Origin of the sequence: Streptomyces sp. NBC_01465, from assembly GCF_036227325.1 — a bacterium.
In the GTDB taxonomy this organism is placed as follows: Bacteria; Actinomycetota; Actinomycetes; order Streptomycetales; family Streptomycetaceae; genus Streptomyces.
Genome location: NZ_CP109467.1, coordinates 7,485,039 through 7,511,892, shown reverse-complemented (window position 1 = coordinate 7,511,892; position 26,854 = coordinate 7,485,039). Strand labels below are relative to the sequence as shown.

The window sequence follows — 26,854 nt, the reverse complement described above, 5'->3', positions numbered from 1 at the left end:
CGGGTGGACCGGGAAACTTCCCGCCGGCCGCCCGGCCGTACCCCCTCAACGCCCGGTGCCCCGCGGCCCGATGCTCGATTCAGCGAGCCGGGGGACGAGCCTCCGGCCCACTCAGGGGGAGAACGACCATGCACACTCTCGACCGCAGCCGCACGCACCGCAGCCACCGCGTCCGCAACGCCGCCATCGGTCTGGCGGCCGCGTCCGCCGTCGGCCTGGGCGTGACCGCGGCGATCCCGGCGGACCCGCCGCCGAAGCCGGCTTCGCACACGGCCGCGCAGAAGGCCCCTGACGTACGGGCCCTGTCGGCGCCGGGGCAGTCCGCACAGGCCGCCTGCAATACGGGGTACACCTTCGGCAACAGCCTGATCAAGGCGCGGTGGCAGCGCCTGGGCGGCAGCGGGAGCGGTCTCGGCTGCCCGCGGAGCAATGTGAAGACCGTACGGTCGAACGGGATCTGGAAGGGCGAGCGGCAGTACTTCGAGCACGGGACGATCACCTGGTCGCCGAGCCAGGGCCCGCGCATGGTGCTCGCGGCCTGGGACACCAACGGCTACGCCATCCTCAACTGGAGCACCACCAACCCGTTCAGCTACAAGCAGTTCCTGGTCCGCTACTACAGCGCGGCCGACTTCGGGGGCACTCAGGTCCAGGTCGGCAGCGGCACTTCGGGCGGCACGTGGGTGCGGAAGCACACCACAGGCGAGTACAGGTTCATCGTCGAGGGCTGCGACGACGGACGGTTCGGCAAGGTCTGCCGTCAGGGCTGGACGCTGTCCGCCACGACCCGCTGACCACTGCCGATACGGGGAGGGCCGCTGCGCGGGCAGCGGTCCTTCCGTACGCTGTGGCCTCCGGGCGACGAGTAACGGGGGCAGCGGGTGGGCGAGGGGTGGGTGCGGGTGCCGGTGGGGGCCGAGGCGTCCCGCTGGGCGACGCGCGGGGACTGCCGCACGGTGCTGTTCGTCGTGCACAACGTGACGTCGGCGACCCGGCTCCTCGATGTGCTGCCGCTGTTCCGGAACGACCTGCGGGTGCAGATGCTGGTGACGTGCACGGGGTCCTCGGCCTTCCAGGCCGGTGTGGGCGAGCTGCTGACCGGGACCGGTCTGGTGGTCCTGCCGTGGGAGCAGGCGCTCGCCACCCCGGTGGACCTGGCGATATCGGCCAGCTTCGGGGGTCAACTGGACTCCGTATCAGGGAAGTTGACCGTGCTCTCGCACGGCGTTGGGTACACTAAGAGGCTGGCAACACCGGACACCGGACACCGGACACCGGACACCGGACACCTGTCGCCCTTCGGCCGGCCCGCCGGTCTTCGGCCTCTCCCCCGAGTGGGTTCTCTCCGAGTCCGGCACCCCCGTCGCGGACGCCCTGGTCCTCTCCCACCCCGAACAGCTGGAGCGCCTGCGCGCCGCCTGCCCCGAGGCGGCACCCACCGCGGTCCTCGCCGGTGATCCGTGCTTCGACCGGATCCTCGCGGCCCGCCCGTACCGCGACCGCTTCCGCCGGGCCCTGGGTGTGCGCGAGGGCCAGCGGCTCGTCGTCCTGAACTCGACCTGGAACCCCGAGTCCCTCTTCGGCGACGGCGGCGACCAGGACGTCCTCGCCGCCCTGCTCCCCCGCCTCACCGCCGAACTCCCCGCCGACGAGTTCCGCATCGCGGCCGTCCTGCACCCCAACACCTGGCACGGCCACGGCCCCGGCCAGATCCGCGCCTGGCTCGACCGTGCCCGGCGCGGCGGTCTCACCCTGATCGACCCGCTGCACTCCTGGCGTCAGGCGCTGATCGCGGCGGACGCGGTGATCGGCGACCACGGCGCGGTCACCTATTACGCCGCCGCCCTCGCCACCCCCGTCCTGCTGGGCGTGGCTCCGCTCGACGGGCTCGACCCGCGGTCACCGCTGGCCGAGTTCGTCCGAGAGGCACCGCGCCTGGACCCGTACGCACCCCTGCGCGCCCAGCTCGACGGCCTGTTCACCGCGTACGCAGCACCGAAGGGACCGGCCGAGCTGACGACCTCGTCGCCCGGCGAGTCCGCCGCGCTCCTGCGCCGTCTCTTCTACGGACAGATCGGCATCCCCGAGCCCGAGGACCCCGCCCTCCTCGACCCCCTCCCGCTGCCCCCGTACGAACCCCCGCTCCGCACCGCCCCGTTGCGCGTACTGACCCGCCTGGCAGGCCCCGCCGAGATCACCGTCGCCCGGTACGCCGACCCGCGCCACGAACCGGACGGCGAGGGCGACGCCCACACCGCCGTGCACGAGGACACCCTCGATCCCGGCCGCCTCGCCCTGGCCGACGTGATCCTCCGCCACGGCGCCCCGGACGACCCGCGCCTCGGCACGCCCGCCGACTGGGCGGCCGAGGTCCTCGCCCGCCACCCGCACTGCGCACTCGCTGCGTACGTCACGGGGCCCGGCACCTGCACGGCCCTCACCCGCGCCGGAGCCCTGGTCCGTATCGCCTCAGCCGGCGTGGATCCCGGCGCGGCCGCCTCCGCACTGCACGCCTGGCTGGCGGCGGGCAAGTCGCTGGACGAGCTCAGGCACCACGGGATGACGGTGAGGACCGGCGTCACCGCCCACCGCGTACAGGTCACTCCCGTGCGCTGACGCACCGTGCCCGCAGGTCCCGCAGCACGGCCAGATGCGGCTCGGCGCGCTCGCGGGCGAGCGCGGCCACCGCCTCGTCGATCAGCGGGAGCGCCGCCTCGCTCTCCCCCGCGTCGAGCCTGACCTCGGCGAGGTCGGTCAGTGTGCGGGCGGTGTTGTACGCCTCCCCCTCGCCCCGGAAGAACCGCAGCGCCTCGCCGAGCCGTTCCAGCGCCTCCGTCCGCCGGCCGGGGATCCCGCGCAGCGCCCGTCCCTTGTGACGCTGGACGAGGGCGCGCGCCCGGGGGAGGTCGGCCGCTCCCTCGTCGCCGTCGCCGATCGTGTCGTAGACCGCGCCCGCCTCGCCGAAGAGGGCGTACGCCTCCTCGTACCGCCACTGCCCCAGCCGCAGCAGCCCGAGCGCCTCGACGGCCGAGGCCCGGCCCCGTACATGACCGGCCTCCCTCTCGGCCTCGGCGGCGGCCCGCAGTTCGCGCTCCGCCGCGTCGAAGTCCTTGAGCGCGGCGAGCGCCATGCCCAGCTGGAAGTGCAGCTGTCCGGCCCGGCGGCCCGTGGCGGTGCGCACCCCCGCACGCAGGACGGGCAGCAGTTCCTCGTACCGTCCGGCCTTGAGCTGGTACGGCCAGAGCGCGTGCCCCAGCAGCTCCGCCGTGTCCGTGTCGCCCAGGTCGGCGGCCGCGCGGGCCGCCTCGACGAGGTTGCCAAGATCGGCGGAGAGCGCGGCGACGGCCTCGCCCGCGTCGCGGTGGGGACCCGGGCCGAGTTCGCGGGCGCGCGAGGCGGTGCGCCAGCTCTGCGGCAGTGCGACGAGCCCGGCGCGGAGCGCGAACCGGAGGTGCCGGTCGACCTCGCGCCGCACCGCCGCCTCGCAGGCCGCACGGCCGTCCTCGCGCTCGGCCGCGGCCTGGGCGTGGCGGCGTACGGCCGGGCGGTAGCGGTGGCGTCCCGCGCCGGCGGGTTCGAGGAGTTGGCGGTCGGCGAGTTCCGCGAGATGGCGCGCGGCCTCCGCCTCGGTGATGTCCGCCGTGGCGGCGACAGCTGCAGGGCCGAAGTCCGTCCAGGCGCGGAGCGCCATCAGCCGGTAGACGCGCGCCGTGTCCGGCGCGAGCCGCCGGTGGCCGAGCTCCGCGGCCCGCTGTACGGGATCGCCCGCCGGCGCCCCGGCAGTCCCCCACGTACCGTCGCCGAGCCAGGGCGCGGCGACCCGCAGCGCGTACGGCGAACCCCCGCACTCCTCAAGGAGACCGGGCAGCTCCTGCCGCGCACCGCCCGGGACGGAACCCCCGGCCAGCAGCGTCAGGAGTTTCGCCGCGTCCTTGCGCCCCAGCGGCCCGACCGGCACCGGCAGTGCGTCGAGTCCGGGCAGCGGGCGCCGGGCGACGACCACCGTGAACACGCCGGGCGCCGCGGTGAGCAGCGGTGCGACCTGTGCCGCCGAGTACGCGTGGTCGAGTACGAGCAGCAGCTTCAGCTCGGCGACGCACTCCCGGAAGCACCGGGTCCGGTCGTCCGCCGCGGCAGGAATCTCCTCGTCGGCGAGGCCCAGTCCCGCCAGCGCCCGGTACAGCACGGCGGCCGGGTCGAGCGCGGTGTCGGCCGAGGAGCCGCGCAGGTCGATGCGGAGCTGCCCGTGCGGGAAGCGCTTCGCCTCGCGGCTGCCCAGGAACAGTGCGAGCTCACTCGTACCGATGCCTTCGGGGCCGTGCAGGAGCGCCACGCGCGGCCTACCGTCGGCGCGGCGTCCGGCCTCCCGTACGAGCTCCTTCAGCGGCCCGTCCCGGTCGGTGAAGAACCGGGTCGGCGCGGGCAGCCGGGGCACCCTGCGGACCTCGGGCCCCGCCGGGGCGGTGCGGGCGAGGACCGTCCAGGCGCGGGCGAAGGCGGGGTCGCGCAGGGCGCCCTCGTGGACCATGCGTGCGACGGCCGTCAGCTCCGGGTCCGTCGCCGGGGCCGTCACCTCGCGTCCGGCGATCCGCCTGACCAGCACCCCGGCGGTCTCCAGGCCGCGCTTCCCCGCCTCGCCCGCCGCACCCGTGGCCATGGCGCTCAGCACGCCGGTGACCGCCGACAGCGAAATGAGATCCAGCATGTGCTCCCCCGCCCGTGACTGCACTCCGAGGGCAACCGTAGCCAAACGCGGATCACCGTAAACAGACAACGCCCTTTGCAGACGGCCGAGTTCACTACGACTCACCCCCCACCGGCCGGTGCCCTCGGGTCCCCGGCTACCGTGATTCCGGCCCGCAGCGCTTTGCGGGCCAGTGAGGAGAATGGACCGGATGTCCGCTGTGAACCTGCCAGAGCTGACCTGGGGCAGCTTCCCGTCCGCCTGGCAGTGGGACGTTCCGGCGATGCTGCTGGTCCTCGTCCTGGGCGGTCTGTACGGCTGGGGCGTGGTGCGGCTGCACCGGAGCGGCGAGCGCTGGCCCGTCGCGCGTACGGCGGTCTTCGCGCTGCTCGGCCTGGGCGCGATCGTGGTCGCCACGATGTCGGCGCTCGCCGTCTACGACGAGGTGCTGTTCTGGCCGGCCGCGGTCCAGAACATCCTGCTCGACCTCATCGCCCCGCTCGGCCTGGCGCTCGGCGACCCGCTCGCCCTGGCCTGCCGTGCGCTGCCCGACCGGGTGTCGGGGCGGGTGCGGCGCGCGATGAGCGGCCGGCTCGCGCGGGTGCTGGCGTTTCCGCTGGTGAGCTCGGTGCTGGTGCTGGTCTCGGAGCTCTGCGTGTACTTCACCCCGTACTTCGAGACGGCGCTGCGCCACGGCGCGCTCCATCAGCTGATGTATCTGCAGCTGCTGCTGGTCGGCAGCCTCTTCGTCCTGCCGGTGCTCACCCAGGAGGAGCTGCTCCCCCGCTGGTGCAGTCATCCGGTGCGTGCGGCGATGGTCTTCCTCGACGGGCTGATCGACGCGGTCCCCGGCATCGTCGTGATGACCGGTTCGACCCTGATCGCGGGCACCTGGTACACGCAGCACGCGCCGCCGTGGGCGCAGGACGTGCGGGCCGACCAGCAGCTCGGCGGCGGCGCGATGATCACGATCGCGGAGCTGGTCGGGGTGCCGTTCCTGCTGGTGATCTTTGTGCAGTGGGTACGCGCCGAGCGGTCCAGGACGGCGGCGCTGGACCGCCGCCTGGACGCCGAACTCGTCCCCGCGGCCCCGGCCGCCGCGGCCGCGCCCTCCTCCCCCGAGCCCGATCTCCAGCGCCCGTGGTGGGAGAGCGACGGCGGCGTCATCGGCGACCGGATCCGGCGCGAACGCCCGTGACCCGTATGCCGTGACTCATGCGCCCCACAGCTCCCGCTTGCGGTAACGCGGCTCCCAGAGAAGCCGGTTGAGGACCCTGACCGGCGGGGGCATCGCACCGAAGAACCGCTGCCGCCCCTCCGCGGGGATGCCGTCGACGATCCACGGCACGTACACCGCGGCCCCCTTGATCCCCTGCTCCTCGCGCATCTTCCCCGCGAAGGCCTTCCAGTCGGCGGGCCCGAGCAGCTGCTGAATCAGCGGGAGGGCGTCCCGTTCCTCGTGCTCCAAGTGATGCACGAGGACCGTCCTCGCCTCCGCCGCCCGCTCGGCGAGGCCGCGCCCGCCGTCGGCCAGCGACCGGTCGATCGCGGCGAGGAGCGGGTCGATCCGGGCGTGCTCGGCCTCCATCTCCGCCAGCAGTTCGAGGGCGAGAGGACTCTTGCCCGCCTTGGCCTGCATGCGCGGCCACAGTTCGGAGTCCTCGACGCTGTGGTGGAGGTGGAGCTGTCGCTTGAAGTTCTCCCAGCCCTCGCGGACCTGGGGTCCGGTCGCCCGGCCCGCCGCGGCGGCCGCGACGAGGCGGTCCAGATCGCGGCGGAAGGCGTCGTGGGTGACGTACATCATCGTGAAGTCGATGGTTCCTGAAGCGTTCGGAGTGCCCTGCTGTGTGTCGGCCATGAGGCGGCTCGACCTCCATTCGTCCGGTCCTGCCCCTGAGAGAGCCGGGCGCACCGAATCTGTGACATCGCGGGCGCGGGATGAGACGCGGGTCACATTGGGCGCCGTTCATGTCACATTCAGGAGGGCTGTCCTGTCTCCGTTGTGAGCGCTCACGACGGGGAGGCACCGCATGTCCACGAGCCCGGCGAAGGAATCCTCCGGGGAACGGCTGGCCGACTGGGCCGACGCCCGACTCGGCACGCACACCCTCGGCAGGAAATACCTGCGCAAGATCTTCCCGGACCACTGGTCCTTCATGCTGGGCGAGATCTGTCTCTACAGCTTCATCGTGCTGATCATCACGGGCGTCTATCTGACGCTGTTCTTCCACCCGTCCATGAACGAGGTGGTCTACCACGGCAGTTACGCGCCCCTGAACGGCATCCGGATGTCCGAGGCGTACGCCTCCACGCTCGACATCAGCTTCGAGGTGCGCGGCGGTCTGCTGATCCGGCAGATCCACCACTGGTCCGCGCTGATCTTCATCGCCGGCATGTTCGTGCACATGATGCGGCACTTCTTCACGGGGTCGTTCCGCAAGCCGCGCGAGATGAACTGGCTGTTCGGCTGGCTGCTCCTGGTCATCGGGATCTTCGAGGGACTGCTCGGCTACTCGCTCCCCGACGACCTCCTCTCCGGCACCGGGCTGCGGTTCGTGAACAGCGCGATCCTGTCCACGCCCGTCGTCGGCACGTACCTGTCCTTCTTCCTCTTCGGCGGCGAGTACCCGGGCCACGAGGTCATTCCGCGGTTCTACTCGATCCACGTCCTGCTCTTCCCCGGGCTGATGGCGGCGCTGGTCGTGGTCCATCTGATCCTCGTCGTCTACCACAAGCACACCCAGTTCGCCGGCCCCGGACGCACGGAGAAGAACGTCGTCGGCGCCCCGCTCATGCCGGTGTACGTGGCGAAGGCGGGCGGCTTCTTCTTCCTGGTCTCCGGGATCCTGACGATCATCTCCGCGATCGCCGCCATCAACCCGGTCTGGGTGTACGGCCCCTACCGCGCCGACCAGGTCTCCACGGGCGCCCAGCCCGACTGGTACCTGGGCTTCGCGGAGGGCCTGATCCGCACCATGCCCGGCTGGGAGATCAACATCTGGGGCCATACGCTCGCCCTCGGCGTCCTCATCCCGCTCGGGCTCTTCCCGCTGATCCTGGCCGCGATCGGTGCGTACCCCTTCATCGAGTCGTGGATCACCGGCGACAAGCGCGAGCACCATCTCCTGGACCGCCCGCGCAACAGGCCGGTCCGCACGGCGCTCGGCACCTCGTGGCTCTCGCTCTACCTGATCATGCTCGTCGGCGGCGGCAACGACCTGTGGGCGACGCACTTCCATCTGTCGGTCAACACCATCACCTGGGCGATCCGCATCGGGTTCTTCGTGGTCCCGCCCGTCGTCTTCGTCGCAACGAAGCGCATCTGCCTGGGACTTCAGCGCAGGGACCGCGACCTGGTGCTGGACGGCCGCGAGACCGGCATCGTGAAGAGGCTGCCGCACGGCGAGTTCGTGGAGCTCCACAAGCCCCTGTCCCCGGCGGAGTTGCACCGCCTGACCGCGCACGAGCAGCCCGCCCCGCTCGAACTGCCCCCGGCGACCGACGCCCATGGCGTACGGAGCCGGGTGCCACGCCGCGAGCGGCTGCGGGCCCGGCTCTCGCGTGCGCTGTACGGGGAGGGCACCCAGGTCCCGAAGCCGACCGCCGAGGAAGTCCACGGTCCTGTCGAGCAGAAGGAGCTCAGGTAGGGCCGCCCCGAGCCTTCAATTCCTGAACGCAGCATGGTCCATACCAAAGCCTTGACAGGCGCTTAGTTCACTTCTTAAATCACGCAGTGAACTAAGTCGTCATGCGCACGACAGACGTCATCCCCCACGTGCAATCGAAGGGAGAGTCATGGACTTTCCGCACTCCGCACGGCGCCTGCTCCTCGCAGCGCTCTCCGCTCTCGCCCTCGCGACGGCCCTTGCCGTCCCCACGGGCAGTACCGCATCGGCAACCACCGCCCAGGCCGCCGCAGTCACGTTCTCGGACACCTTCGACGGGCCGGCAGGGTCCGCGGTCGACGGATCCAAGTGGCAGATCGAGACCGGCGACAACGTCAACAACCACGAACGGCAGTACTACACGTCGGGCAACAAGAACGCCGCCCTCGACGGCCAGGGCCATCTGGTCATCACCGCCCGCCAGGAGAATCCGTCCAACTACCAGTGCTGGTACGGCACATGCCAGTACACCTCCGCCCGGCTGAACACCTCGGGCAAGTTCACCTCCACGTACGGGCACGTCGAGGCGCGGATGAAGATCCCGCGCGGCCAGGGCATGTGGCCCGCCTTCTGGATGCTCGGCAGCGACATCGGGCAGGTCGGCTGGCCCAACTCCGGCGAGATCGACGTCATGGAGAACGTCGGCTTCGAGCCCTCGACCGTCCACGGCACCATCCACGGGCCCGGCTACTCGGGCTCGGCGGGGATCGGCGCGGGCTATACGCTCCCCGGCGGCCAGGCCTTCGCCGACGCGTTCCACACCTTCGCCGTGGACTGGGCGCCCAACTCCATCACCTGGACCGTCGACGGAACCGTCTACCAGCGGCGCACCCCGGCCGATGCGGGCGGAAACCAGTGGGTGTTCAACAAGCCGTTCTTCCTTATCCTCAACCTCGCGGTCGGCGGCTACTGGCCGGGCGACCCCAACTCCAGCACCACCTTCCCGCAGCAGCTCGTCGTCGACCAGGTGCAGGTCAGCACCAGCGACACCACTCCGCCCGCCACGGCCGGCACCATCACCGGCATCGGCGGCAAGTGCGTGGACGTGGCCGCGGGGAGCACGGCGAACGGCACCGCGGTCCAGCTCTACGACTGCAACGGCACCACCGCCCAGAAGTGGACCGTCGGCTCCGACGGGACGATCCGCGCCCTGGGCAAGTGCCTGGACGTGGCGAGCGGCGGCACCGCCGACGGTTCCCTCGTCCAGCTCTACGACTGCAACGGCACGGCGGCCCAGAAGTGGACCGTCACCGGCGCGAAGGACATCGTCAACCCCCAGGCGAACAAGTGCCTGGACGCGACGGGCAATTCCTCCGCCAACGGCACCCGGCTCCAGCTGTGGACCTGCGGCGGAGGCGCCAACCAGAAATGGACCGTCACCGGCGGCTGACAGCCGCCGGCACACGGTCCGTACGTGCGGTCCGGTCCTCTCAGGACCGGGCCGCGCGCTGTCCGAGCAGCACACTCGCCAGCACCAGGACCAGACCGCCCACCTGCCAGAGGGTGAGCGTCTGACCGAGCACCACCAGACCGACCAGGGTCGCCATGATCGGGTTGGCAAGCCCGAGGAAGGAGACCGAGGACGCGGGCAGCCGCTCGATGCCGCGGAACCACATCGCGTACGCCAGGGCGGTGCCGATCAGGCCGAGGTAGGCGAACCCGGCGATGTTGGCGCCGCTCAGCGCGGGCGGCATCCCCTCGACCCCGAGCGCGAGGGGCACCAGAACAAGGCCGCCCGCGGTCAGCTGCCAGCCGGTCATCGCGAGGAGCGGTACGCCCTCGGGCCGGCCCCAGCGCTTGCCGAGGAGTACGGCGAGCGCCATGAGGGAGGTGGCGAGCAGCATCGCGCCAAGACCGAGCGGGTCGATCGCGGCCGAGCCGCGCAGGACGAGCAGTCCCACCCCGATCACTCCGACCACACCGGCCCCCAGCGTGCGCCGGGTCGCGCGGACCTTGAGGACGAAGGCGCCCAGGACCGCCACCAGAAGCGGCAGGATCGCGCCGATCGTGCTGGCCACACCGCCCGGCAGCCGGTACGCGCCGAGGAAGACCAGCGGGAAGAACGCGCCGAAGTTGAGCATGCCGAGGACGGCGGACTTCCACCACCACGATCCGCTCGGCAGCCGCCGCGTGAAGGCGACGAGCACCAGTCCGGCGGGCAGGGCCCTCAGCATCGCCAGCAGCAACGGCCGGTCCGGAGGCAGGAGTTGGGTGGTGACGACGTACGTGGTGCCCCAGGTGAGCGGGCCGATCGCGGCGAGCGCGGCGTTCACGGCGGCGGAGCCGCGGGCCGGTGCTGCGCCGGGTCCGGCTGCGGTGGCGGTGGCGGTCTTCCGGTGCGGTGCGACGACGGACATGACGTTCCCCCTCAAGATTGATAATCTCAACGTTGAGATAAATCATCGCCCGCCATTAGGCGAACGTCAAGTATCTCAACGTTGAGAGATTCCGAGGATCGGAGCGGACCGTGCCCGAGAAGCCCCAGCAGGAAGCCGGCGATGCCGTCGACGTGGTGGCCGCCCAGTGGCGCCGCGAGCGGCCCGATCTCGGCCATCTGGACGCGATGGCACTGGTCGGCCGCATCAGCCGGGCCAACAACCTGATGCAGAAGGGCATGAAGCCGGTCTTCGCCCAATTCGGCCTGGAGTTCGCGGAGTTCGACGTCCTGGCGACCCTGTGCCGCACCGGCGCCCCGTACGAACTGACCGCCGGCGGGCTGCTCCGCTCGGCCATGGTCACCTCGGGCGCGATCACCAACCGGCTCGACAGGCTGGAGAAGAAGGGCCTCATCGAGCGCATCCCGCACCCCGGCGACCGGCGGGCGATCAAGGTCAGGCTCACCACCGAGGGCTTCGACCTGGTGAACGCCGCCGTCGAGGCCCATGTGGCGAACGAGGCGCGGATGCTGGAGGGGCTGACGCAGACCGAGCGGACCGCCCTCGACACGGGGCTGCGCCGTCTGCTCGTATCGCTGGGCGACACCGAACTGGGCTGACCGCACCGCCGAAGGAAGGAACCGCCATGTCCGACGACCTCGACACCCAGATCGCGTACTGGGACGCCGCCGCCACGACGAAGACCTTCACGCATCCGCTGCATCTGCCGTGGCTGGAGGACCTGGACCGGAACGCCGCGGTCCTCGACTACGGCTGCGGATACGGCCGGGCCCTGACCGCGCTCCAGGAGCAGGGCTTCGCCGATCTCACCGGGGTCGACACCTCACCCGAGATGATCGCCGAGGCCCGCCGCCGACAGCCCGGCGCGTTCTTCGCCGTGCTGGACGCGCCGCCGGCGCTGCAAGCCCCGGACGACAGTTTTGACCTCGTGCTGCTCCTGGCCGTACTGACCTGCATCCCCGGCGACGACGCCCAGCACGGGCTGATCCGCGAGGTGGCCCGCGTCCTGCGGCCCGGCGGGCTGCTGTACGTCAGCGATCTGCTGCTCCAGGAGGACGCCCGCAGCCGGGAGCGCTACGAGCGGTTCGCCGGGCCCTACGGAACCTACGGCGTCTTCGAGACCAGCGACGGGGCGGTCTGCCGCCACCACCCCGCCGACCACCTCACCTCGCTGCTCGACGGATTCACCGTCACCGGAACCCGGCGCCCGACCGTGGCCACCATGAACGGCCGCACCTCGGCCGCCGGGATCCAGCTCCTCGCCCGTAAGGACTGAGCGCAGGGAGTCAGCCGTTGAGCAGGACCGGGAAGGCCGCCTTGTCGTTCTGCGTGAGAACGGGCAGGTTGCGGATCTCCTCCGCCGGAACGGCCAGGCTCAGCCCGGGGAAACGCTCGAAGAGCGCGGGCAGCGCGATGGCCGCCTCCAGCCGGGAGAGCGCGGCGCCGGGGCAGATGTGCGGGCCGTGCCCGAACGTCATGTGGCGGATCGGGGTGGCACGGGTGATGTCGAAGGAGTCGGCGTCCTCGCCGTGCTGCTCCGTGTCGCGGCCGATCGCCCGGTAGGAGATCACCACGCCCTCGCCCTTGTGGATGACATCGTCGCCGACCGGGATGTCCTCGGTGGCGAACCGCATCAGCAGGTGCGTGATGGAGGGGTCCCAGCGCAGCGACTCCTCGATCACCGTCTCCCAGGAGACCTCGCCCGAGAGCACCAGCGCCAGCTGGTCGGGGTGGGTCAGCAGGGCGCGTACGACATTGAGAATGAGGCCGATCGTGGTCTCGTGCCCGGCCGCCACCATCGCCTTGAGGTTGCCGACGACCTCCTCCTCGGTGAGCGGCTCGCCGCCCTCCTCGGCGAGGATCAGCCCGCTGGTGAGGTCGTCGGTGGGGCGGGCGGTCTTCTCCCGTACCAACTCGGTGTAGAAGACGTCCAGTTCGGCAAGGACCGCCATGCGCTCCTCGTGCGGGGTGAGCATCGAGAAGAAGGCCTTGTACGCCTTCATCAGCATGGGGTGCTGCGCCTCGTCCACGCCCATCAGGTGGCCGACGACCCGCATCGGCAGGGGCTGCGCGAAGACCGCCTTGAGGTCGACCGCGCCGTCGACCGCCTGCTCCGCCAGCGCGTCGAGCAGCTCGTGCGTGAACTTCTCGATGTCGGGGCGTATCGCCTCGAGGCGGCGCGGGGTGATCGCCTGGGAGGTCTTGGTCCGCAGCCTGCGGTGCTCGGCGCCGTCCACGGTGAACATGGAGCGGCCCGCGTCGATCATCCCGATCAGCGGCCAGGCGTGCGTGACCGCGCCGGTCTGCCACAGGGTCCAGGCGTCCAGGTCCTTCACCAGGCGCTGGTCGGTGAGGAGTTGGCGCGCGTCGGCGTGCCGGGTGACGGCCAGCGCCGGGACGCCGAGCAGCTCGATCGTGACGAGCGCACCGGCCTCGCGCAGCCGCGCCGTCTCACCGTCCAGGTCCTGGACCATCGGGTCGATGGCGAGAGCCGATGCAGCGGCAGCGGCGTGTGGGCAGGTCACAGGTGGCCTCCAGTCGTACGTACGGGGGTGAAGCTGACCGGCAGCGAGGTCATCCCCCGAAGGAAGGAGGACGGCCGCCGGACCAGCGCGTCTGCGGGCACCGTGAGATCGATGTCGGGCAGCCGGTCGAGCAGGACCTCGATCCCGGTGCGGGCGAGGATCTCGGCGATCTCCTGGGCCGGGAAGGGACAGCGGTACTCGCCGTGCCCGAAGGAGAGATGGGCGCTGTTGCCGCTCTGTCCCGAGCCACGGGGCGAGAGGTCCTGGCGGATCAGCGGGTCGGCGTTGGCCGCGGCCAGGCCGAGGAGCAGCATGTCGCCCGCGCGCACGGACTGTCCGCCCAGCGTGGTGTCGCGGACGGCCCAGCGCCCGGCGAGGATCTGGGTGGGCGCGTCCTCCCAGAGGACCTCGTTCATCGCCTCGGCGACGCTGTGGCGGCCGCCGGAGAGGGCTGCGGCGAAGCGGTCGTCGGTGAGCATCAGGCGGATCGAGTTGCCGATCCAGTCGGCGGTCGGGAGGTGGCCCGCCGCCGTGATCGCCATCAGGTCGAGGGCGTACTCCTCGTCGGTGAACGGCGCGGGGTCGGCGATCATCCGGGAGGTCACGTCGTCGCCGGGCTCGGCGTGCTTGGCCGCGACGAGCTTGAACATGTGCTCGGCGAAGCTGATCTGCGCCTGCTGGGCGCCCGGGCCGCCGTCGGCGAGCTCGTTGATGACCTTCGCGATCTGTGCGCCGTCCGCGTCGGGGAAGCCGACGAGGCGGGCCAGGACGAGGACGGGCAGCAGCATCGAGAACTCCGCGACCAGGTCGGCGGTGCCGCGGTCGCAGAAGGCGTCGATGAGACGGTCGGCCAGTTCCTCGCTGTGGCGGCGGAGTTCGAAGGGGTCGACCTCCTCCAGGGCGGGGCCGACCATGGCGGCGTGCCGCCGGTGCTCGGTGCCGGCGGTGAAGTAGATGGACGGTGCGGGCCGGCCGACCATGGGCAGCAGCGGCCAGTCGTCGGGGACGTTGCCCCATTGGTTCCACAGGCTCACGTCGCGCGGGAACAACTCGCCGTCGCTGGCGACCTGGTGCAGTTCCCGGTAGCCGATGACGAGCCACGCGGGGATGGAGCCGGGCAGTTCGACCGGAACGACCGGGCCCCGGTCGCGGCGCATGTCGCGGTAGAGGCCGAGCGGGTCGGTGTGGAAGCGGTCGCCGCTGAGCGGGACGGCGGGGCAGCCTGCGCCGTGCGCGGGCGTGGGGTGCGTCATCGTACGGACTCCTGGGGCGACGGTTCAGCGCGTTGCGGGCCAAACGATCAACGCTGGACCACTATAAGGAAGTTGGGTGACCAGACTGCTACCTCAGTCTTCCACTTGTGTCACTTCCGTGATCACAAAACCCCCACATCCACACATGGGCGATCACATCACCTCGTCGTGCAGCAGCTTCCCGGCCAGTGCTCCACCGAGCACCACCACGCCCACACCGACCAGCCAGGACTGCAGGACCAGGACCGTGCCGAACGGCCCGTAGGTGACGGCACTGGAGGCGATCAGGGGCGAGAAGACCAGCCGGGAGAAGACCCGCAGCCCCAGCAGGCCGAGCACCGTGGCAACCGCCCCCGGCAGCAGGGCTCTCCACGCGATCCGCCCGCCGAGCAGCAGCCGTTGCGACCACCAGAAGAAGACCGTCGCGGTGACCGCACCGGCCAGCTCACCGCCCCAGCTCCGGCGCCACACCGTGGTGGTGGCGGAGACGAAGATGGCGCCGATCAGCACGGCGAGCCAGAGCACATGGCGCCATCTGCCGTACCAGCGCCCCGGATCCAGCTCCCAGATCTTCTCGTAGAACGTCTGGACCGAGGAGCCGAAGCTCAGCCCGAAGACCGCGAGCGCGGCGAACCCGAACGCCGTGGTGGTCCGCAGCACTTGGCCCGGTACGGCGAAGATCTGGTCGATCCGCACCCGGGCCGCGTGCGACACCCCGAGCGCGTCCCCGAGCCACTCGGCGAACCCGCGCCCGTGCCCGGGGTCGGCCGCCGAGACGACGATCAGCAGCGGCACCAGCGTGAGGAATCCGAGCGCGGCGAACCCCATGGACCGCGCCATCAGCTCCAGTTCGCGTACGGCGTCCCGCAGCCGCGCGTACAGCGGCGGGCGTTCCCCGGCATCGGCCTGATCCTGAGGCATGTCACGAACTATCTCCCCGGAACGTCATCAGGGACAGGTGGGGGACAACCCCCACTCAACTACGGGGCCACCCCGGTCGTGCGCGGACCGGGCGCTGCCTAGGTTCGTAACTGTCCCCGCAACGCCCGCTCAACTCCCCTTCCGGAGGCTCCCCGTGACCACCCATCGCCCGCTCGTCGCGGCCTTCCTGCGCTTCGTCGTCTGCGGCGGCGGTGTGGGCCTGGCCTCCAGCGGCGTACTGATCGCCCTGCACGGCCGGATGCCGATGGTGCTCGCCAACGCGCTGGTCACCGTCGTCTCCACCGTGATCGCGACGGAGCTGCACGGCCGGATCTCCTTCCGCAGCGAGCGCCGCGGCTGGGGCGTCCACCTCCAGTCGGGGATGACGGTCGCGGTGAGCTACGCGTTCACGACGGGCGCCCTGCTCGCGCTGTACGCCGTCCACCCGGCCCCCTCCCCCATGACCGAACAGGTCGTCTACCTCTCGGCGTCGGCGCTGACGGGCATCGGTCGGTTCGTGGTGCTGCGGGCCGTGGTCTTCGCCCGCCGTACGACGGCCGTCGAGGTCCCGCTCGGCCGGGCCTCGGTGGCGATGGCGGCCTGAGCCGCCCGGCCGCCTCAGGGCGCGACGAACAGCGCGGGGAAGCGCGGTGCGAGCCAGGGCTTGCGGCCCCAGGTGAAGACGTGGCCGCGGGCCATCGCGCCCCACGGCCCGCGCCGGCCGAGCGCCATGAGCAGGAAGTCGACCGGCTCGGTGAGGATGGTGCAGTCCGGCCGGGCCGGCGGCTCCTCGGTCACCGACACGCCCCCGTCCGCGAAGACCGCACCGAACCGGCTGCCGCCCCACAGCCGGACCTCGAAGGCGGCGCTCAGCCCGGCGCTCGCCGCCCGGTCGACCACCCTCGGCATGGCCGTGAGCATGAAGGGCAGCGTCAGCTCCACCCTGCGCCGGTCGAGCATGTGCGGGCGCCCCAGCGCCCGGGCGAGGTCCCAGCCGTGGCCCAGCATGTGGGCGAGCAGGTACGAGGCGAGTACGTCCAGGCTCATCGGGCCCAGCGGGGTGACGATCGTCCCCTGCACCGGGTTCCCCTCCACCGCGCCGAGGAACGCCTCCGCCTGCGTCTCGATCATCGCGGCCAGCGGCTCCGCGCCCCGCTCGTCGAAGACGGCGAGCGAGCGCTCATTGGCCTCCGCCAGGCTCCCCGGCGTGCCGTCCCCGTAACTCCGCTCGTGGCCCGCCGCCAGCTCCGCCATCAGCCGGTTGGCCAGCGCCAGGTGCGCCGCCGCCTCCCCCACGGTCCACTCCGACCCCGGGACGGCACCGCCGGTGCCGGGGGCGGCCCGCAGCAGCGCGGCGATCTCTGCGGCGGTGTCACGTATCGCGTCGCGGATGTCCGGCCCGGTTTTCGTCATTGGCCGACTATCGCCGATCGGCCTGCCATCGAGGAAGTCGGAGCATGCGAGATCTTCCCTGCAGGAGAGCTGCGACATGGCATAGATCCTTTTCGTCCTGACGGGCGCGGACCAGGTGCCAGGAGGGGTCTGACGGCACACACCGCCCCGGCGGATCCACGCCGAACTGCTTTCCAGGACTCAGGATTTGGGCCGGGAAACGATCTTCCGTAGGATCCGGCGATGATCATAAGCAAACGGCTGGCCGCCGGGGTGTGCGCGCTGCTCGCCGCCCTGACCGTCGGCTTCTCCCCCATCGGGGCCGCAGCCGACGAGCCGGACGCCAAGCCGTCCCCCAAGGTCGATCTCGTGCTCGACGTCAGCGGTTCGATGCGGACGCGCGACATCGACGGCCAGTCGCGGATGACCGCCGCCAAGCAGGCCTTCAACGAGGTACTCGACGCGGTCCCCTCCGACGTCCAGCTCGGGATCCGCACCCTGGGCGCCAACTACCCGGGAAACGACCGCAAGACCGGCTGCAAGGACACCGCGCAGCTCTACCCGGTCGGCCCGCTCGACCGGACCGAGGCGAAGACCGCCGTGGCCACCCTGGCCCCCACGGGCTGGACGCCGATCGGGCCCGCGCTGCTCAAGGCGGCGGACGACCTCAAGGGCGGTGACGCCACCCGCAGGATCGTGCTCATCACCGACGGCGAGGACACCTGCGCCCCGCTCGACCCGTGCGAGGTGGCGCGTTCCATCGCCGCGCAGGGCACCCATCTGGTCGTCGACACGCTCGGCCTGGTCCCCGACGCCAAGATCCGCAAGCAGCTGACGTGCATCGCGGAGGCGACCGGCGGCACGTACTCCTCGGTGCAGCACACCGACGAACTCACCGGCAGGGTCACGCAGTTGGTGGACCGCGCCGCCGATCCGGTGGTCGTCCCCGTGGCGACCGAGGGCGCGGCGCAGTGCACGGACGCGCCGCAGCTGAAGGCCGGTCTGTACACCGACCGCGAGAAGTTCTCCGAGCACCGCTGGTACCGGGTGGACGTCCTTCCAGGACAGGAGCTGCGTGCCTCGGTGAGCGTCGCGGCCGACCGTGAGGTCAACCCCGACTACGGCGTGCTGCTGCGGGCGGTGACGCTCAGCGGCCGCGAGATCGTACGCGGCGAACAGTCGGGCACCGGCAGGACCGATGTGATCTCCTCCGGCCTGCGCTACCCCAAGGCACCGCAGGACGACGACGACAGCGAGCCGACGCCCGAGACGGTCTGCCTGCAGGTGAGCAACTCCTACTCGGCCCCCGCCTCGGTCAAGACCGCGCCCGGACTGCCGGTCGAGCTGACCGTCGACGTGGTGAAGGCCCCCGACGCGGCCTCCGACGTCGCCGCCTTCGGCCTCGGCCGCGGCTGGTGGCTGCTGGGCGCCCTGGTGCTCACGGGCTTCGTCGCGGGTGTGCTGTGGGGCTGGATCTCGCGCTGGCGCGTGGCCGTATGGAGGACCAACTGATGCGTACGACCCGAATTCTGACCGGCGCCGCACTGGCCGCACTGGCCCTCTTCACAGCGGCGGGCCCGGCTGCGGCCGACACCCCCTCGCCGAGCCCGTCGGCGAGCGGTGACACCTCGTCGCCGACGCAGGCCGGCACGTCCTTCCGTACGGCGACCGCCCTGAAGCAGGACCAGTCGGGCACCGCCGACGCGTCGACCGGCGACTACCTCTACTGGGTGTTCCCGGCGGACGCGGGGCAACGGCCCACGGTGAAGGCCACGGTGAAGCTCCCCGAGTCGGCGGCCCGGCACGGCGCCTCGACCTGGCAGATCGACGTCTACGACGGGCTGCGCCGGCGCCAGGCGTGCATGTACGGCAGCCAGACCAGGACAGCGGCGGCCGAGGCGGCCGCCGTCGAGCTGAAGTGCGTACTGCGGCCCGTCCGAGCGCTGGCCGAACCCTGGGCGAACGACCCGCTGCCGGGGAGCTACTACATCCGCCTGACCGCCGTCTCCATGCCCGAACAGGACCAGGGCCTGCCGGTGCACACGGAGGTCGAGGCCACGTCCATCGACGCGGGCGGCGCCCACGCGGTGGACGGCAGTCTGGCGACACCCCTCGTCCCGGGGACCACGGCCGCCGCGGAGACCGACGACGACAGCTGGACGTCGGGTTGGTGGACGGACCGCTGGCTGTGGACGGCGGTCGGCGGCATCCTCGCCGCGCTGGCGGGAATCGGCGGCTATGCGCTGACCCGCGGCAACGGGCGGCCCGTGCGCAACTGACCGTTGTGCGGGCCGCGGTGCCTTTCCGAAGAGACGAACGGCACCGCGGCCCGCAGGCGATGATGTGCCGCATGACACGCACGTACACCCTGCTGGGCGCGGACGGCCGCCCCTATCTGACGACCGTCCCGGGGACCTTCGGCGGATACCGTCCTGACCGCATCTACGGTCGTCTCGACTGCTGGTCGGCGCGGAACGCGATAGCCCGGGGCGGCTACACCGCCCAGCGCGTCTTCTTCGCGCACGAGAGCGATGCGGTCGCCGCCGGATACCGGCCCTGCGCCAAGTGCATGCCGGACGCCTACGCGGTCTGGAAGGCGGCGGAGGCCGCCGACGACCGGCTCGCCGCGTACACCGACACAGCGCCCAGCGGCCGGGACCTCCCGCAGGTGGCCTGGTCCGAGGCGGACCTGGCATCGCTGCGGCGCGCGGAGCCGGAGTCCCTGCGCACGGTGGCCCAGGTCCTCGACATCCTCTCCGCGGCTCCTGGCGAGCCCGTCTCCCTGAGCGGCCTCGCCACCGAGCTCGGCCTCACATCCGCCGAGTTGAGCGGTCGCCTCGGCTACCTGAGCAAGTGGACGTTCGCCGAGCGCGGCCGGGGCAACTGGCCCCTGCTCTGGGCCGACGTCCCCGCGAGCAGCACCACGAGCGAGTGCTGGTACGTGGCCACCCCGGAAGCCGCACGGCTGTGGCTCGAGGTCACTGGCCCATGACGTACTTCACCGTCGGGCCCGTGGTCCAGCCGCCGTCCACCGCCAGCTCCGCGCCCGTCACATAGGACGCCGCGTCGGAGAGCAGGAACAGCACCGCGTCCGCGATCTCCTGCGGCTCACCGACCCGCCCCATCGGTGCGTTGGGGTAGTTCCCCTCGCCCTGCGCGATGCCGACACCGGCGGTCATCGGGGTGTACGTCATGCCGGGGTGGACGGAGTTGACGCGGATCCTCGCCACCCCCTGCTCGACCGCGGCGATCTTCGTCAGACCGCGTACGGCCCACTTGGAGGCGCCGTACGACGAGGTCATCGCGAGGCCCATCAGCCCTGCCGCGGACGAGATGTTGACGATCGAGCCGCCACCGTTCTCCTTCATCGCGGGGATCGCCGTCTTCAGGCCGATGAAGACGCCCGTGAGGTTGATGTCGATCACCTTGCGGAAGTGTTCGACGGTCTCGGTGTCCAGGGGCTGCCCGGTGGAGACACCGGCGTTGTTGACGAGACCGTGCAGCGCGCCGAACTCGGCGGCCGTGAAGGCGGCCGCCTCCTGCCAGTCCTGCTCGGACGTCACGTCGAGGTGGAAGTAGCGTGCCCGGTCGCCGAGTTCGGCGGCCAGGGCCGTGCCGTCCTCGTCCAGGACGTCGCCGACCACGACGTTCGCCCCGGCCGCGACGGCCCCGCGTGCGATGTCGGCGCCGATGCCGCGGGCGCCGCCCGTGATCAGGACGGTCCGGCCGGTGAGATCGATGATGCCGTTCATATGAGGTGCCCTCTCCGTCAGAAGTGTGTGCCGCCGTCGACACGGATCTCCGTGCCGGTGATGAACCTGCCGTCGTCCGAACCGAGCAGCGCGACGACGGACGCCACGCTCTCGGGGCCCGCGAAGCCCTGCCCGATGGCCGGGGCCAGCTTCATGAACAGGGACATGTCGGCGTCCTCGGGCAGTCCGGGGCCGACGCTCTGCCGGCTGGCGCCGCTGCCGTCGGTCATGCCGGAGGAGATGGAGCCCGGCTGTACGGCCGTGAAGCGGATGCCCTGCTTGCTGTACTCGCTCGCCAGTGCATGCGTCATGGACTGGATGCCGCCCTTGCTCGCCGCGTACGCCGCCATATAGGGGTGCGCGAACGTCGCCGAGGTCGAGCTGAAGTTGACGACGGCGGGGCCGTTGCCCGCCAGGAGGGCGGGGAGCGACTCGCGGATCATCAGGAACGTGCCGGTGAGGTTGATCCGCAGCACCTGCTCGAAGTCGGCGAGCGCCGTCTCGTGCGTGTGCGAGGAGCGCAGGATGCCTGCCGCGTTGACCAGGACGTCCAGACCGCCGAGGGTCTCGACGACGGCGGCGACCCCGGCGCGTACGGAAGTCTCGTCGGCCACGTTCACGACGGCCGTGGTCAGCCGGTCGGCGGTGCCCGCGGCGACGGCCTTGGCCACGGTGTCCCGCAGACCCGGCTCGCTGACGTCTGCGGCCACGACACGGGCGCCTTCCGCGAGGACGCGCAGCGCGGTGGCCTGGCCTATGCCGGAACCTCCGCCGGTGATGAGAACGCGACGGCCGCCGTAACGGTTCATGGCATGTGCTCCATTTCCTTCTGTCCTGCTGACCTGTGGTGCGCGGAACTGTCGTTCCGTCGGCCACCATACGACTGGGTGGCACGTTTTGCCACTATGTCATAGTGTGCATCCTCACATTCCTGCGCATACGCTTCACAGGTGAGTCCCCAACAGCCCCAGCCGAGCCTGACCGAGCGACGCAAGGCCGCCACCCAGCTGGACATCGCCCGCGCCGCCGCGGCGCTCTTCGCCGAGCAGGGCCCCGAGGCCACCACCGCCGAGGAGATCGCCGTCCGGGCCGGGGTGGCGCTGCGCACCTTCTACCGGTACTTCCGCAACAAGCAGGACGCGATCGGCCCGCTCCTCGCGGCCGGCGGCGACGCCTGGCGGGCCCTCCTGGAGGACGCACAGCCGGGCGCCGATCTGCGGACCACCCTCGAACAGGCCGTCACGGCCACGCTCTCGGTGACGGGCGAGTACGGCGACGAGCAGTTCGAGACCACACGCGGGCTGCTGCGCGCGGCCGAGGACGACGCCGCGCTGAGGGCGGTCTGGTACCGGGTGAACCAGGAGTCGGAGGAGCGCCTCGTACCGGTCCTCGCCCGGCTCGCGGGCAAGGACGCCGACCCTCTCGAAGTACGCCTGGCCGCGGCCGCCGCCACCAACGCGATCCGCATCGCCATGGAGACGTGGGCGGCGACCGACGCCCCCGCGACCGGCACGAAGCGCTCCCCCGCCGCCCTCGCCCTGCGCTGTCTGCGCGAGCTGACGGGCGGCATGAAGTGGCCGGCTGCCTGAGTACGGCTACACCGCGCGCCGAGATGCCCTGATCTGCACCCTGGTGCTGTCGGCGCGCAGCCCGCCCAGTTCGATCGTGTCTCCCGACAGGCTGTCCACGTAGACCCGTTCGCGCGGGAAGTGCGTATGCAGCCACTGGGCCAGGGCGGAGGCGTCGAGCGGTCCTGGCTGCAGCCGGCCGGGCGGCGGACCGAAGACGCGCCACCGTACGGGGGCCGCACCGAACACGGCCTTCTGCAGCTGCTCCAGCCAGGTGGCGAGACCGCGCCGCAGACCCGCGTACGCGTCGTCGTGCACGGCCGGGTCGAGCAACGGCCGTGCCCAGTGGGCCAGTTCACCGACCGGCCCGGTGGCGTCGATTCCGAACCTGCCCTTGCGCGAGATCCTCAGCCGGGCGCTGCCGTGCTCGATCCGTACCACTTCGATACGGCTCCCCGGAGCCAGCGGTTTCGCACCGGCCCACCACCCGAGCCGGGTGAACGGCGAGTCCGCCTGCGACGGCACCGCGCTCCAGATGGACTCCAACCCGGCGAGTACGGCGGCGAGTTCGCTCACGGCGGGCACCGGCTGCTCTTTGAGTACGCAGGGGTGGCGGAGCAGCGCCGCGTCCTGGCCGAGGCGGTCGGCGGTCGTGGTCAGTTCCACCACCGAGCTCGGGTTGCCGGGGCGCACCCTGGTGTCCAGGGTGTCCACGCAGACCATGAGGCGGTCGGGGCGGCAGAGGAGTCCGGTGGCCAGGGGCCGGGCGAACGGCTCGGCGGATCCCTCGCGTACCGGGACCGGTTCGGGAAGCAGCGGGGAGAGCTGCCGCAGCCAGCGGTCGAGGTCGGCGGGGCTGAGGACCGGAGCCGCCAGCCGTACGCGGCCCGAGGGGGTGGCCCGGGCCCAGAGCAGCGGCGGTCCCAGCTGGGGGTCGTCAGGCACCGGAATGATGTCGACGGTGGGCGAGGACAGTTCGAGGCCTCGCGTCGTGGAGACGTACAGGGCCTCGATCCCCGCTTCCGCGAACACCTCGGCGAGTGCGGCCGCGTCGATCCCCGAGTGCAGTGTCCTTCCGTAGGGCTGGTCCTCCTGGCGGACCTCACCGATGACGGTGAACCGCGAGTCGCCGATCAGACACTCGCGCACCCACTCCAGCCAGGCCTCGAGCGGCTGTTCGCCTGCGCGCCAGACGATCCCCCGTCCGCTGTGCGTCAATGGTGCTGGTCTCCTCCGTCGAGCGCCTTGTACTCCTCGACCGTGACCTTGGGGACCTGGGAGCCAGGGCCGTACATGGCGTGGGCGAGCCTGGCCCGGAGCCTGTCGGACCGTTTGACCTTGCGCACGACCCCGTTGGCGTCGACCAGCGGACCGAGCTCGAAGGGCCGGGGCTGCTCGTGCGCGGTCAGTTTGTGCAACTGCGCCTGGGTGAGCGGCTCGTGGACCTCCACGAACTCGCCGTGCGGCAGCCGCTTGAGCGTACCGCTCTCCCGTCCGTGCAGGGCCAGTTCGCGGTCACGGAGCTGAAGCCCTTGACAGAACCGGCGGGTGACGACGAAGGCCACGACCGGGGCGAGGAAGAAGGCGATCCGTACGAACCAGGTGATCGAGTTGATCGAGAGGTGGAAGCGTGTGGCCCACAGGTCGTTGCCGCCTCCGATCAGCAGGACCGCGTACAGGGCGAGCCAGGCGGCTCCGAGCGCGGTACGGGTCGGTGCGTTGCGCGGGCGCTCCGCGATGTGGTGTTCGTCCCTGTCGCCGGTGACCCACGCCTCGATGAACGGATAGACCGCGATCAGCATCATGATCAGCGGGAAGAGCGAGAAGGGGATGAAGACGCCCAACTGCAGGGTGTGACCCCAGGCGTTGATCTCCCATCCCGGCATCACCCGGATCAGCCCTTCGGAGAATCCCAGGTACCAGTCGGGCTGGGCTCCGGTGGAGACGTAGTCGGGGCGGTAGGGGCCCATCAGCCAGACCGGGTTGATGGAGGCGATCGCGCCCATCACGGACAGCACCCCGAAGACGAGGAAGAACATGCCGCCCGCCTTGGCCATGTAGATGGGCATGAAGGGCGCCCCGACCACGTTCTTCTCCGTACGTCCGGGCCCGGCGAACTGGGTGTGCTTGTGGTAGAAGACCAGGATCAGATGGGCGACGACCAGGCCCAGCATGATCCCGGGCAGCAGCAGCACATGGACCGGGTAGAGCCGCTCGATGATGTCGTGCCCCGGGAACTCCCCGCCGAAGAGGAAGAAGGAGAGGTACGTCCCGACCACCGGGACCGAGAGGATCGCGCCCTGCGCGAAGCGGATGCCGGTGCCGGAGAGCAGGTCGTCGGGGAGCGAGTAGCCGGTGAGGCCGGTGATCAGGGCGAGCATCAACAGGGTCCAGCCGAGCAGCCAGTTGACCTCGCGCGGCTTGCGGAAGGCGCCGGTGAAGAACACCCGCATCATGTGCAGGAGCATCCCGGCGACGAAGACGAGTGCGGCCCAGTGGTGGATCTGCCGGATGAGCAGCCCGCCGCGCACGTCCATGCTGATGTCGACGGTGGACTCGTAGGCCCGGGTCATCCGGACGCCGTTGAGGGGCGCGTACGAACCGTGGTAGACGACTTCCGCGCCGCTCGGCTCGAAGAAGAGGGTCAGATAGATCCCGGTGAGGATCAGCACGATGAAGCTGTAGAGGCAGATCTCGCCCAGCATGAAGGACCAGTGGTCGGGGAAGATCTTGCGCAGATTGGCCTTGGCGATCTGCCGCAGACCGACACGGCTGTCCGCCCAGTCCGCCAACCGCTCGCCCCTGCCCGGCGGTTCGGACCTTCCGCTGTGCTGGGTGCGCTCGATGCTTCCGCTCATGCGAAACCCCCTCAGGCGGCTACCAGAGTGCCACGCCGCCCCGCCCCAGCCAACGGCGCGGTCAGGGCGTCGTGCCGGCCGGTGCCGTTTCCAGCAGTCGGCGGCGGATCTCCTTCTCCTGCGCCCTGCGCGCCGTGACGTCGCGGATGACCGCGCCGACGTGCGAGGCCTTTCCGTCGGCGTCGGTCAGCAGGACCACGCTGAACTCGATCGACACGGTGGTGCCGTCCGCGGTGAGTGCGGGGACCGCGAGGAGGTCGTCCGCCCCGTACCGGGAGGTGCCCGAGGCCATGGCCGCGGTGAAGCCGTCGTCGTGTCGCTTGCGGTGCTTCTCGGGGATGATCACGTCCAGGCCTCGGCCCGTGATCTCGGCCGCCGTGTACCCGAAGATCCGCTCCGCCCCCTGGTTCCAGTAGCGGATCAGTCCTTCGCTGTCGACGATCACGATGCCGTCGGGCGCTTCGGCTGCCATCGCGAGGACGACGCCTGCGTTCAACTCTTCCATGGGGTCTCCGAGTGGGGATGGCCGGCGCCCGGCGCGAGTGCGCGCGCCGGGCGCCGGAGCGGTTCGGGGCACCGGTGTCAGACGACGACCTTGCCCTCGTGCAGGGCGCGGATGGCGTCCGCGTCGTAACCGAGTCCGGCGAGGACCTCGTCCGTGTGCTCGCCGAGCAGCGGTGCGCCGGTGATGTCGGGGGTGAATCCGGAGAACTTGATGGGGCTGCCCACGGTCAGGTAGGTGCCGCGCTCCTTCTGCTCGACCTCGACGATCGTGCCGCTCTTGCGCATGTCCGGGTCCTCGGCGAGCTCCTTCATGGACAGGACGGGCGCGCAGGGGACCTCCCACTTGCGCAGGATGTCGACCGCCTCGTACTTCGTCTTGTCGGCGAGCCACTTCTCGATCTCGCCGAAGATGTCCATGATGTGCGGCTGGCGGGCCTTGGCGGTGTTGTACTCGGGGTCGTCGACCCACTCGGGGTGGCCGATGGCCTCGGCGGTGCGCTTCCAGTTCTGCTCCTGGACCGTGAAGTAGATGTACGCGTTGGGGTCGGTCTCCCAGCCCTTGCACTTCAGGATCCAGCCCGGCTGGCCGCCGCCGCCCGCGTTGCCGCCGCGCGGGACCGCGTCGCCGAACTCGCCGTGCGGGTACTGCGGGTACTCCTCCAGGTAGCCGATCTTCTCCAGGCGCTGCTGGTCGCGGAGCTTGACGCGGGTCAGGTTGAGGCAGGCGTCCTGCATGGAAACCGAGACCTTCTGGCCGACGCCCGTCGCGTTGCGCTGGATGACCGCGGTCAGCAGGCCGATCATCAGGTGCATTCCGGTGTTGCTGTCGCCGAGGGCCGAACCGCTGATGGTGGGCGGGCCGTCCCAGAAGCCGGTGGTGGACGCGGCACCACCGGCGGCCTGGGCGACGTTCTCGTACACCTTGAGGTCGGACCAGGACGAGGAGTCGTTGAACCCCTTGACCGAGCCGAAGATGAGGCGCGGGTTGAGCTCGTGGATGTGGTCCCAGCCGAGGCCCATCCGGTCCATGGCGCCGGGCGCGAAGTTCTCCACCAGGATGTCCGCCTCGCGGATCATCTTCTCCATGACCTCCTTGCCCTCGGGGGTCTTGGTGTTGATGGCCAGGGAGCGCTTGTTGCTGTTCAGCATGGTGAAGTACAGGGCGTCGAGCTCGGGGATGTCCCGCAGCTGATTGCGGGTCACGTCGCCGCCCTGCGGGCGCTCGACCTTGATGACGTCGGCTCCGAACCAGGCGAGCATCTGGGTGCAGGCGGGACCGGCCTGGACCCCGGTGAAGTCGATCACCTTGATTCCGGCGAGCGGCTTTTCAGACATG

26 protein-coding genes are annotated in these 26,854 nt (G+C 71.0%); 12 read left to right on the top strand and 14 right to left on the bottom strand.

The genetic code is table 11. From position 1 onward, the window contains the following. Positions 1-128: 128 nt before the first annotated feature. Positions 129-794, top strand: a complete 666-nt coding sequence (locus OG707_RS35015; RefSeq protein WP_329125615.1) for a hypothetical protein — start codon at positions 129-131, stop codon at positions 792-794. Here the strand turns inward: OG707_RS35015 and OG707_RS35010 are convergent. Further along, entirely contained in the window at positions 761-1,057 is a 297-nt protein-coding gene (locus tag OG707_RS35010) for a hypothetical protein (protein ID WP_329125612.1), read from the bottom strand. The two genes, OG707_RS35015 and OG707_RS35010, sit on opposite strands and share 34 nt — an antisense overlap. A gap of 170 nt (positions 1,058-1,227) precedes the next feature. Here OG707_RS35010 and OG707_RS35005 point away from each other — a divergent pair, with 170 nt between their 5' ends. Further along, positions 1,228-2,616 (top strand): hypothetical protein, encoded by a 1,389-nt coding sequence (locus tag OG707_RS35005; RefSeq protein ID WP_329125610.1) that lies wholly within the window; start codon positions 1,228-1,230, stop codon positions 2,614-2,616. On the opposite strand, the gene OG707_RS35000 is transcribed toward OG707_RS35005, so the two are convergent. After that, positions 2,600-4,705, bottom strand: a complete 2,106-nt coding sequence (locus OG707_RS35000) for a tetratricopeptide repeat protein (protein ID WP_329125608.1) — start codon at positions 4,703-4,705, stop codon at positions 2,600-2,602. The genes OG707_RS35005 and OG707_RS35000 overlap by 17 nt on opposite strands. Positions 4,706-4,895: 190 nt before the next feature. Here OG707_RS35000 and OG707_RS34995 point away from each other — a divergent pair, with 190 nt between their 5' ends. Further along, entirely contained in the window at positions 4,896-5,882 is a 987-nt protein-coding gene (locus OG707_RS34995) for a cytochrome c oxidase assembly protein (RefSeq protein WP_329125606.1), read from the top strand. 15 nt (positions 5,883-5,897) lie between these two features. On the opposite strand, the gene OG707_RS34990 is transcribed toward OG707_RS34995, so the two are convergent. Then, a complete protein-coding gene (locus tag OG707_RS34990) occupies positions 5,898-6,542 on the bottom strand; it encodes a hemerythrin domain-containing protein (protein WP_329125604.1) in 645 nt (214 codons plus the stop codon). A gap of 172 nt (positions 6,543-6,714) precedes the next feature. Here OG707_RS34990 and qcrB (OG707_RS34985) point away from each other — a divergent pair, with 172 nt between their 5' ends. Next, positions 6,715-8,331, top strand: a complete 1,617-nt coding sequence (gene qcrB / locus OG707_RS34985) for a cytochrome bc1 complex cytochrome b subunit (protein WP_329125602.1) — start codon at positions 6,715-6,717, stop codon at positions 8,329-8,331. 148 nt (positions 8,332-8,479) lie between these two features. Then, positions 8,480-9,739, top strand: a complete 1,260-nt coding sequence (locus OG707_RS34980) for a ricin-type beta-trefoil lectin domain protein (protein ID WP_329125600.1) — start codon at positions 8,480-8,482, stop codon at positions 9,737-9,739. A gap of 40 nt (positions 9,740-9,779) precedes the next feature. On the opposite strand, the gene OG707_RS34975 is transcribed toward OG707_RS34980, so the two are convergent. Further along, entirely contained in the window at positions 9,780-10,706 is a 927-nt protein-coding gene (locus OG707_RS34975) for an EamA family transporter (protein ID WP_329125598.1), read from the bottom strand. Between the two features lie 110 nt (positions 10,707-10,816). Between OG707_RS34975 and OG707_RS34970 the strand changes: the two genes are divergently transcribed. Together OG707_RS34970 and OG707_RS34965 are read left to right on the top strand one after the other, a co-directional pair. Beyond that, a complete protein-coding gene (locus tag OG707_RS34970; protein ID WP_329125596.1) occupies positions 10,817-11,344 on the top strand; it encodes a MarR family winged helix-turn-helix transcriptional regulator in 528 nt (175 codons plus the stop codon). Between the two features lie 26 nt (positions 11,345-11,370). Further along, positions 11,371-12,021 (top strand): class I SAM-dependent methyltransferase, encoded by a 651-nt coding sequence (locus OG707_RS34965; RefSeq protein ID WP_329125594.1) that lies wholly within the window; start codon positions 11,371-11,373, stop codon positions 12,019-12,021. Between the two features lie 10 nt (positions 12,022-12,031). On the opposite strand, the gene OG707_RS34960 is transcribed toward OG707_RS34965, so the two are convergent. From OG707_RS34960 to OG707_RS34950, 3 genes are all read right to left on the bottom strand, one after another. Continuing rightward, on the bottom strand, positions 12,032-13,270 hold the full coding sequence (locus OG707_RS34960) for a cytochrome P450 family protein (protein ID WP_443071432.1): 1,239 nt from the start codon (positions 13,268-13,270) through the stop codon (positions 12,032-12,034). Beyond that, positions 13,267-14,523 carry a cytochrome P450 gene (locus OG707_RS34955; protein WP_329125592.1) on the bottom strand — a complete coding sequence of 419 codons (1,257 nt, stop codon included), beginning with the start codon at positions 14,521-14,523 and terminating at the stop codon, positions 13,267-13,269. Before OG707_RS34955 ends, OG707_RS34960 begins: the two co-directional genes overlap by 4 nt. 153 nt (positions 14,524-14,676) lie before the next feature. Further along, a complete protein-coding gene (locus OG707_RS34950) occupies positions 14,677-15,444 on the bottom strand; it encodes a YhjD/YihY/BrkB family envelope integrity protein (RefSeq protein WP_443071431.1) in 768 nt (255 codons plus the stop codon). Between the two features lie 154 nt (positions 15,445-15,598). On the opposite strand from OG707_RS34950, the gene OG707_RS34945 reads away from it, so the two are divergent. After that, positions 15,599-16,048 carry a hypothetical protein gene (locus tag OG707_RS34945; RefSeq protein WP_329125591.1) on the top strand — a complete coding sequence of 150 codons (450 nt, stop codon included), beginning with the start codon at positions 15,599-15,601 and terminating at the stop codon, positions 16,046-16,048. A gap of 14 nt (positions 16,049-16,062) precedes the next feature. Here OG707_RS34945 and OG707_RS34940 read toward each other — a convergent pair whose 3' ends face one another. Further along, positions 16,063-16,857 (bottom strand): maleylpyruvate isomerase family mycothiol-dependent enzyme, encoded by a 795-nt coding sequence (locus OG707_RS34940; protein WP_329125589.1) that lies wholly within the window; start codon positions 16,855-16,857, stop codon positions 16,063-16,065. A 222-nt stretch (positions 16,858-17,079) separates the two neighbouring features. On the opposite strand from OG707_RS34940, the gene OG707_RS34935 reads away from it, so the two are divergent. The 3 genes from OG707_RS34935 to OG707_RS34925 all read left to right on the top strand — a co-directional run bounded on the left by OG707_RS34935 (position 17,080) and on the right by OG707_RS34925 (position 19,828). After that, positions 17,080-18,348: a VWA domain-containing protein gene (locus OG707_RS34935; protein WP_329125587.1), complete on the top strand. Its 1,269-nt coding sequence runs from the start codon at positions 17,080-17,082 to the stop codon at positions 18,346-18,348. Then, on the top strand, positions 18,348-19,115 hold the full coding sequence (locus OG707_RS34930) for a hypothetical protein (protein ID WP_329125585.1): 768 nt from the start codon (positions 18,348-18,350) through the stop codon (positions 19,113-19,115). The genes OG707_RS34935 and OG707_RS34930 overlap by 1 nt, the downstream gene beginning before the upstream one ends. A 71-nt stretch (positions 19,116-19,186) precedes the next feature. Beyond that, on the top strand, positions 19,187-19,828 hold the full coding sequence (locus OG707_RS34925) for an Ada metal-binding domain-containing protein (protein ID WP_329125583.1): 642 nt from the start codon (positions 19,187-19,189) through the stop codon (positions 19,826-19,828). On the opposite strand, the gene OG707_RS34920 is transcribed toward OG707_RS34925, so the two are convergent. Both OG707_RS34920 and OG707_RS34915 read right to left on the bottom strand, forming a co-directional pair. Then, complete coding sequence (locus OG707_RS34920; RefSeq protein ID WP_329128132.1) at positions 19,815-20,579, bottom strand: glucose 1-dehydrogenase; 765 nt, start codon at positions 20,577-20,579, stop codon at positions 19,815-19,817. The two genes, OG707_RS34925 and OG707_RS34920, sit on opposite strands and share 14 nt — an antisense overlap. Before the next feature lie 26 nt (positions 20,580-20,605). Further along, positions 20,606-21,397 (bottom strand): SDR family NAD(P)-dependent oxidoreductase, encoded by a 792-nt coding sequence (locus OG707_RS34915; protein ID WP_329125582.1) that lies wholly within the window; start codon positions 21,395-21,397, stop codon positions 20,606-20,608. Positions 21,398-21,538: 141 nt separating this feature from the next. On the opposite strand from OG707_RS34915, the gene OG707_RS34910 reads away from it, so the two are divergent. Further along, positions 21,539-22,177, top strand: a complete 639-nt coding sequence (locus OG707_RS34910) for a TetR/AcrR family transcriptional regulator (RefSeq protein WP_329125580.1) — start codon at positions 21,539-21,541, stop codon at positions 22,175-22,177. 6 nt (positions 22,178-22,183) lie between these two features. On the opposite strand, the gene OG707_RS34905 is transcribed toward OG707_RS34910, so the two are convergent. The 4 genes from OG707_RS34905 to frc all read right to left on the bottom strand — a co-directional run bounded on the left by OG707_RS34905 (position 22,184) and on the right by frc (position 26,853). Next, entirely contained in the window at positions 22,184-23,374 is a 1,191-nt protein-coding gene (locus OG707_RS34905; RefSeq protein WP_329125579.1) for a hypothetical protein, read from the bottom strand. Continuing rightward, a complete protein-coding gene (qcrB, locus tag OG707_RS34900) occupies positions 23,371-25,014 on the bottom strand; it encodes a cytochrome bc1 complex cytochrome b subunit (protein WP_329125578.1) in 1,644 nt (547 codons plus the stop codon). Before qcrB (OG707_RS34900) ends, OG707_RS34905 begins: the two co-directional genes overlap by 4 nt. A gap of 61 nt (positions 25,015-25,075) precedes the next feature. Beyond that, entirely contained in the window at positions 25,076-25,519 is a 444-nt protein-coding gene (locus OG707_RS34895; RefSeq protein WP_329125577.1) for a PAS domain-containing protein, read from the bottom strand. 77 nt (positions 25,520-25,596) lie between these two features. After that, on the bottom strand, positions 25,597-26,853 hold the full coding sequence (gene frc, locus OG707_RS34890) for a formyl-CoA transferase (RefSeq protein WP_329125576.1): 1,257 nt from the start codon (positions 26,851-26,853) through the stop codon (positions 25,597-25,599). Position 26,854 lies beyond the last annotated feature (1 nt).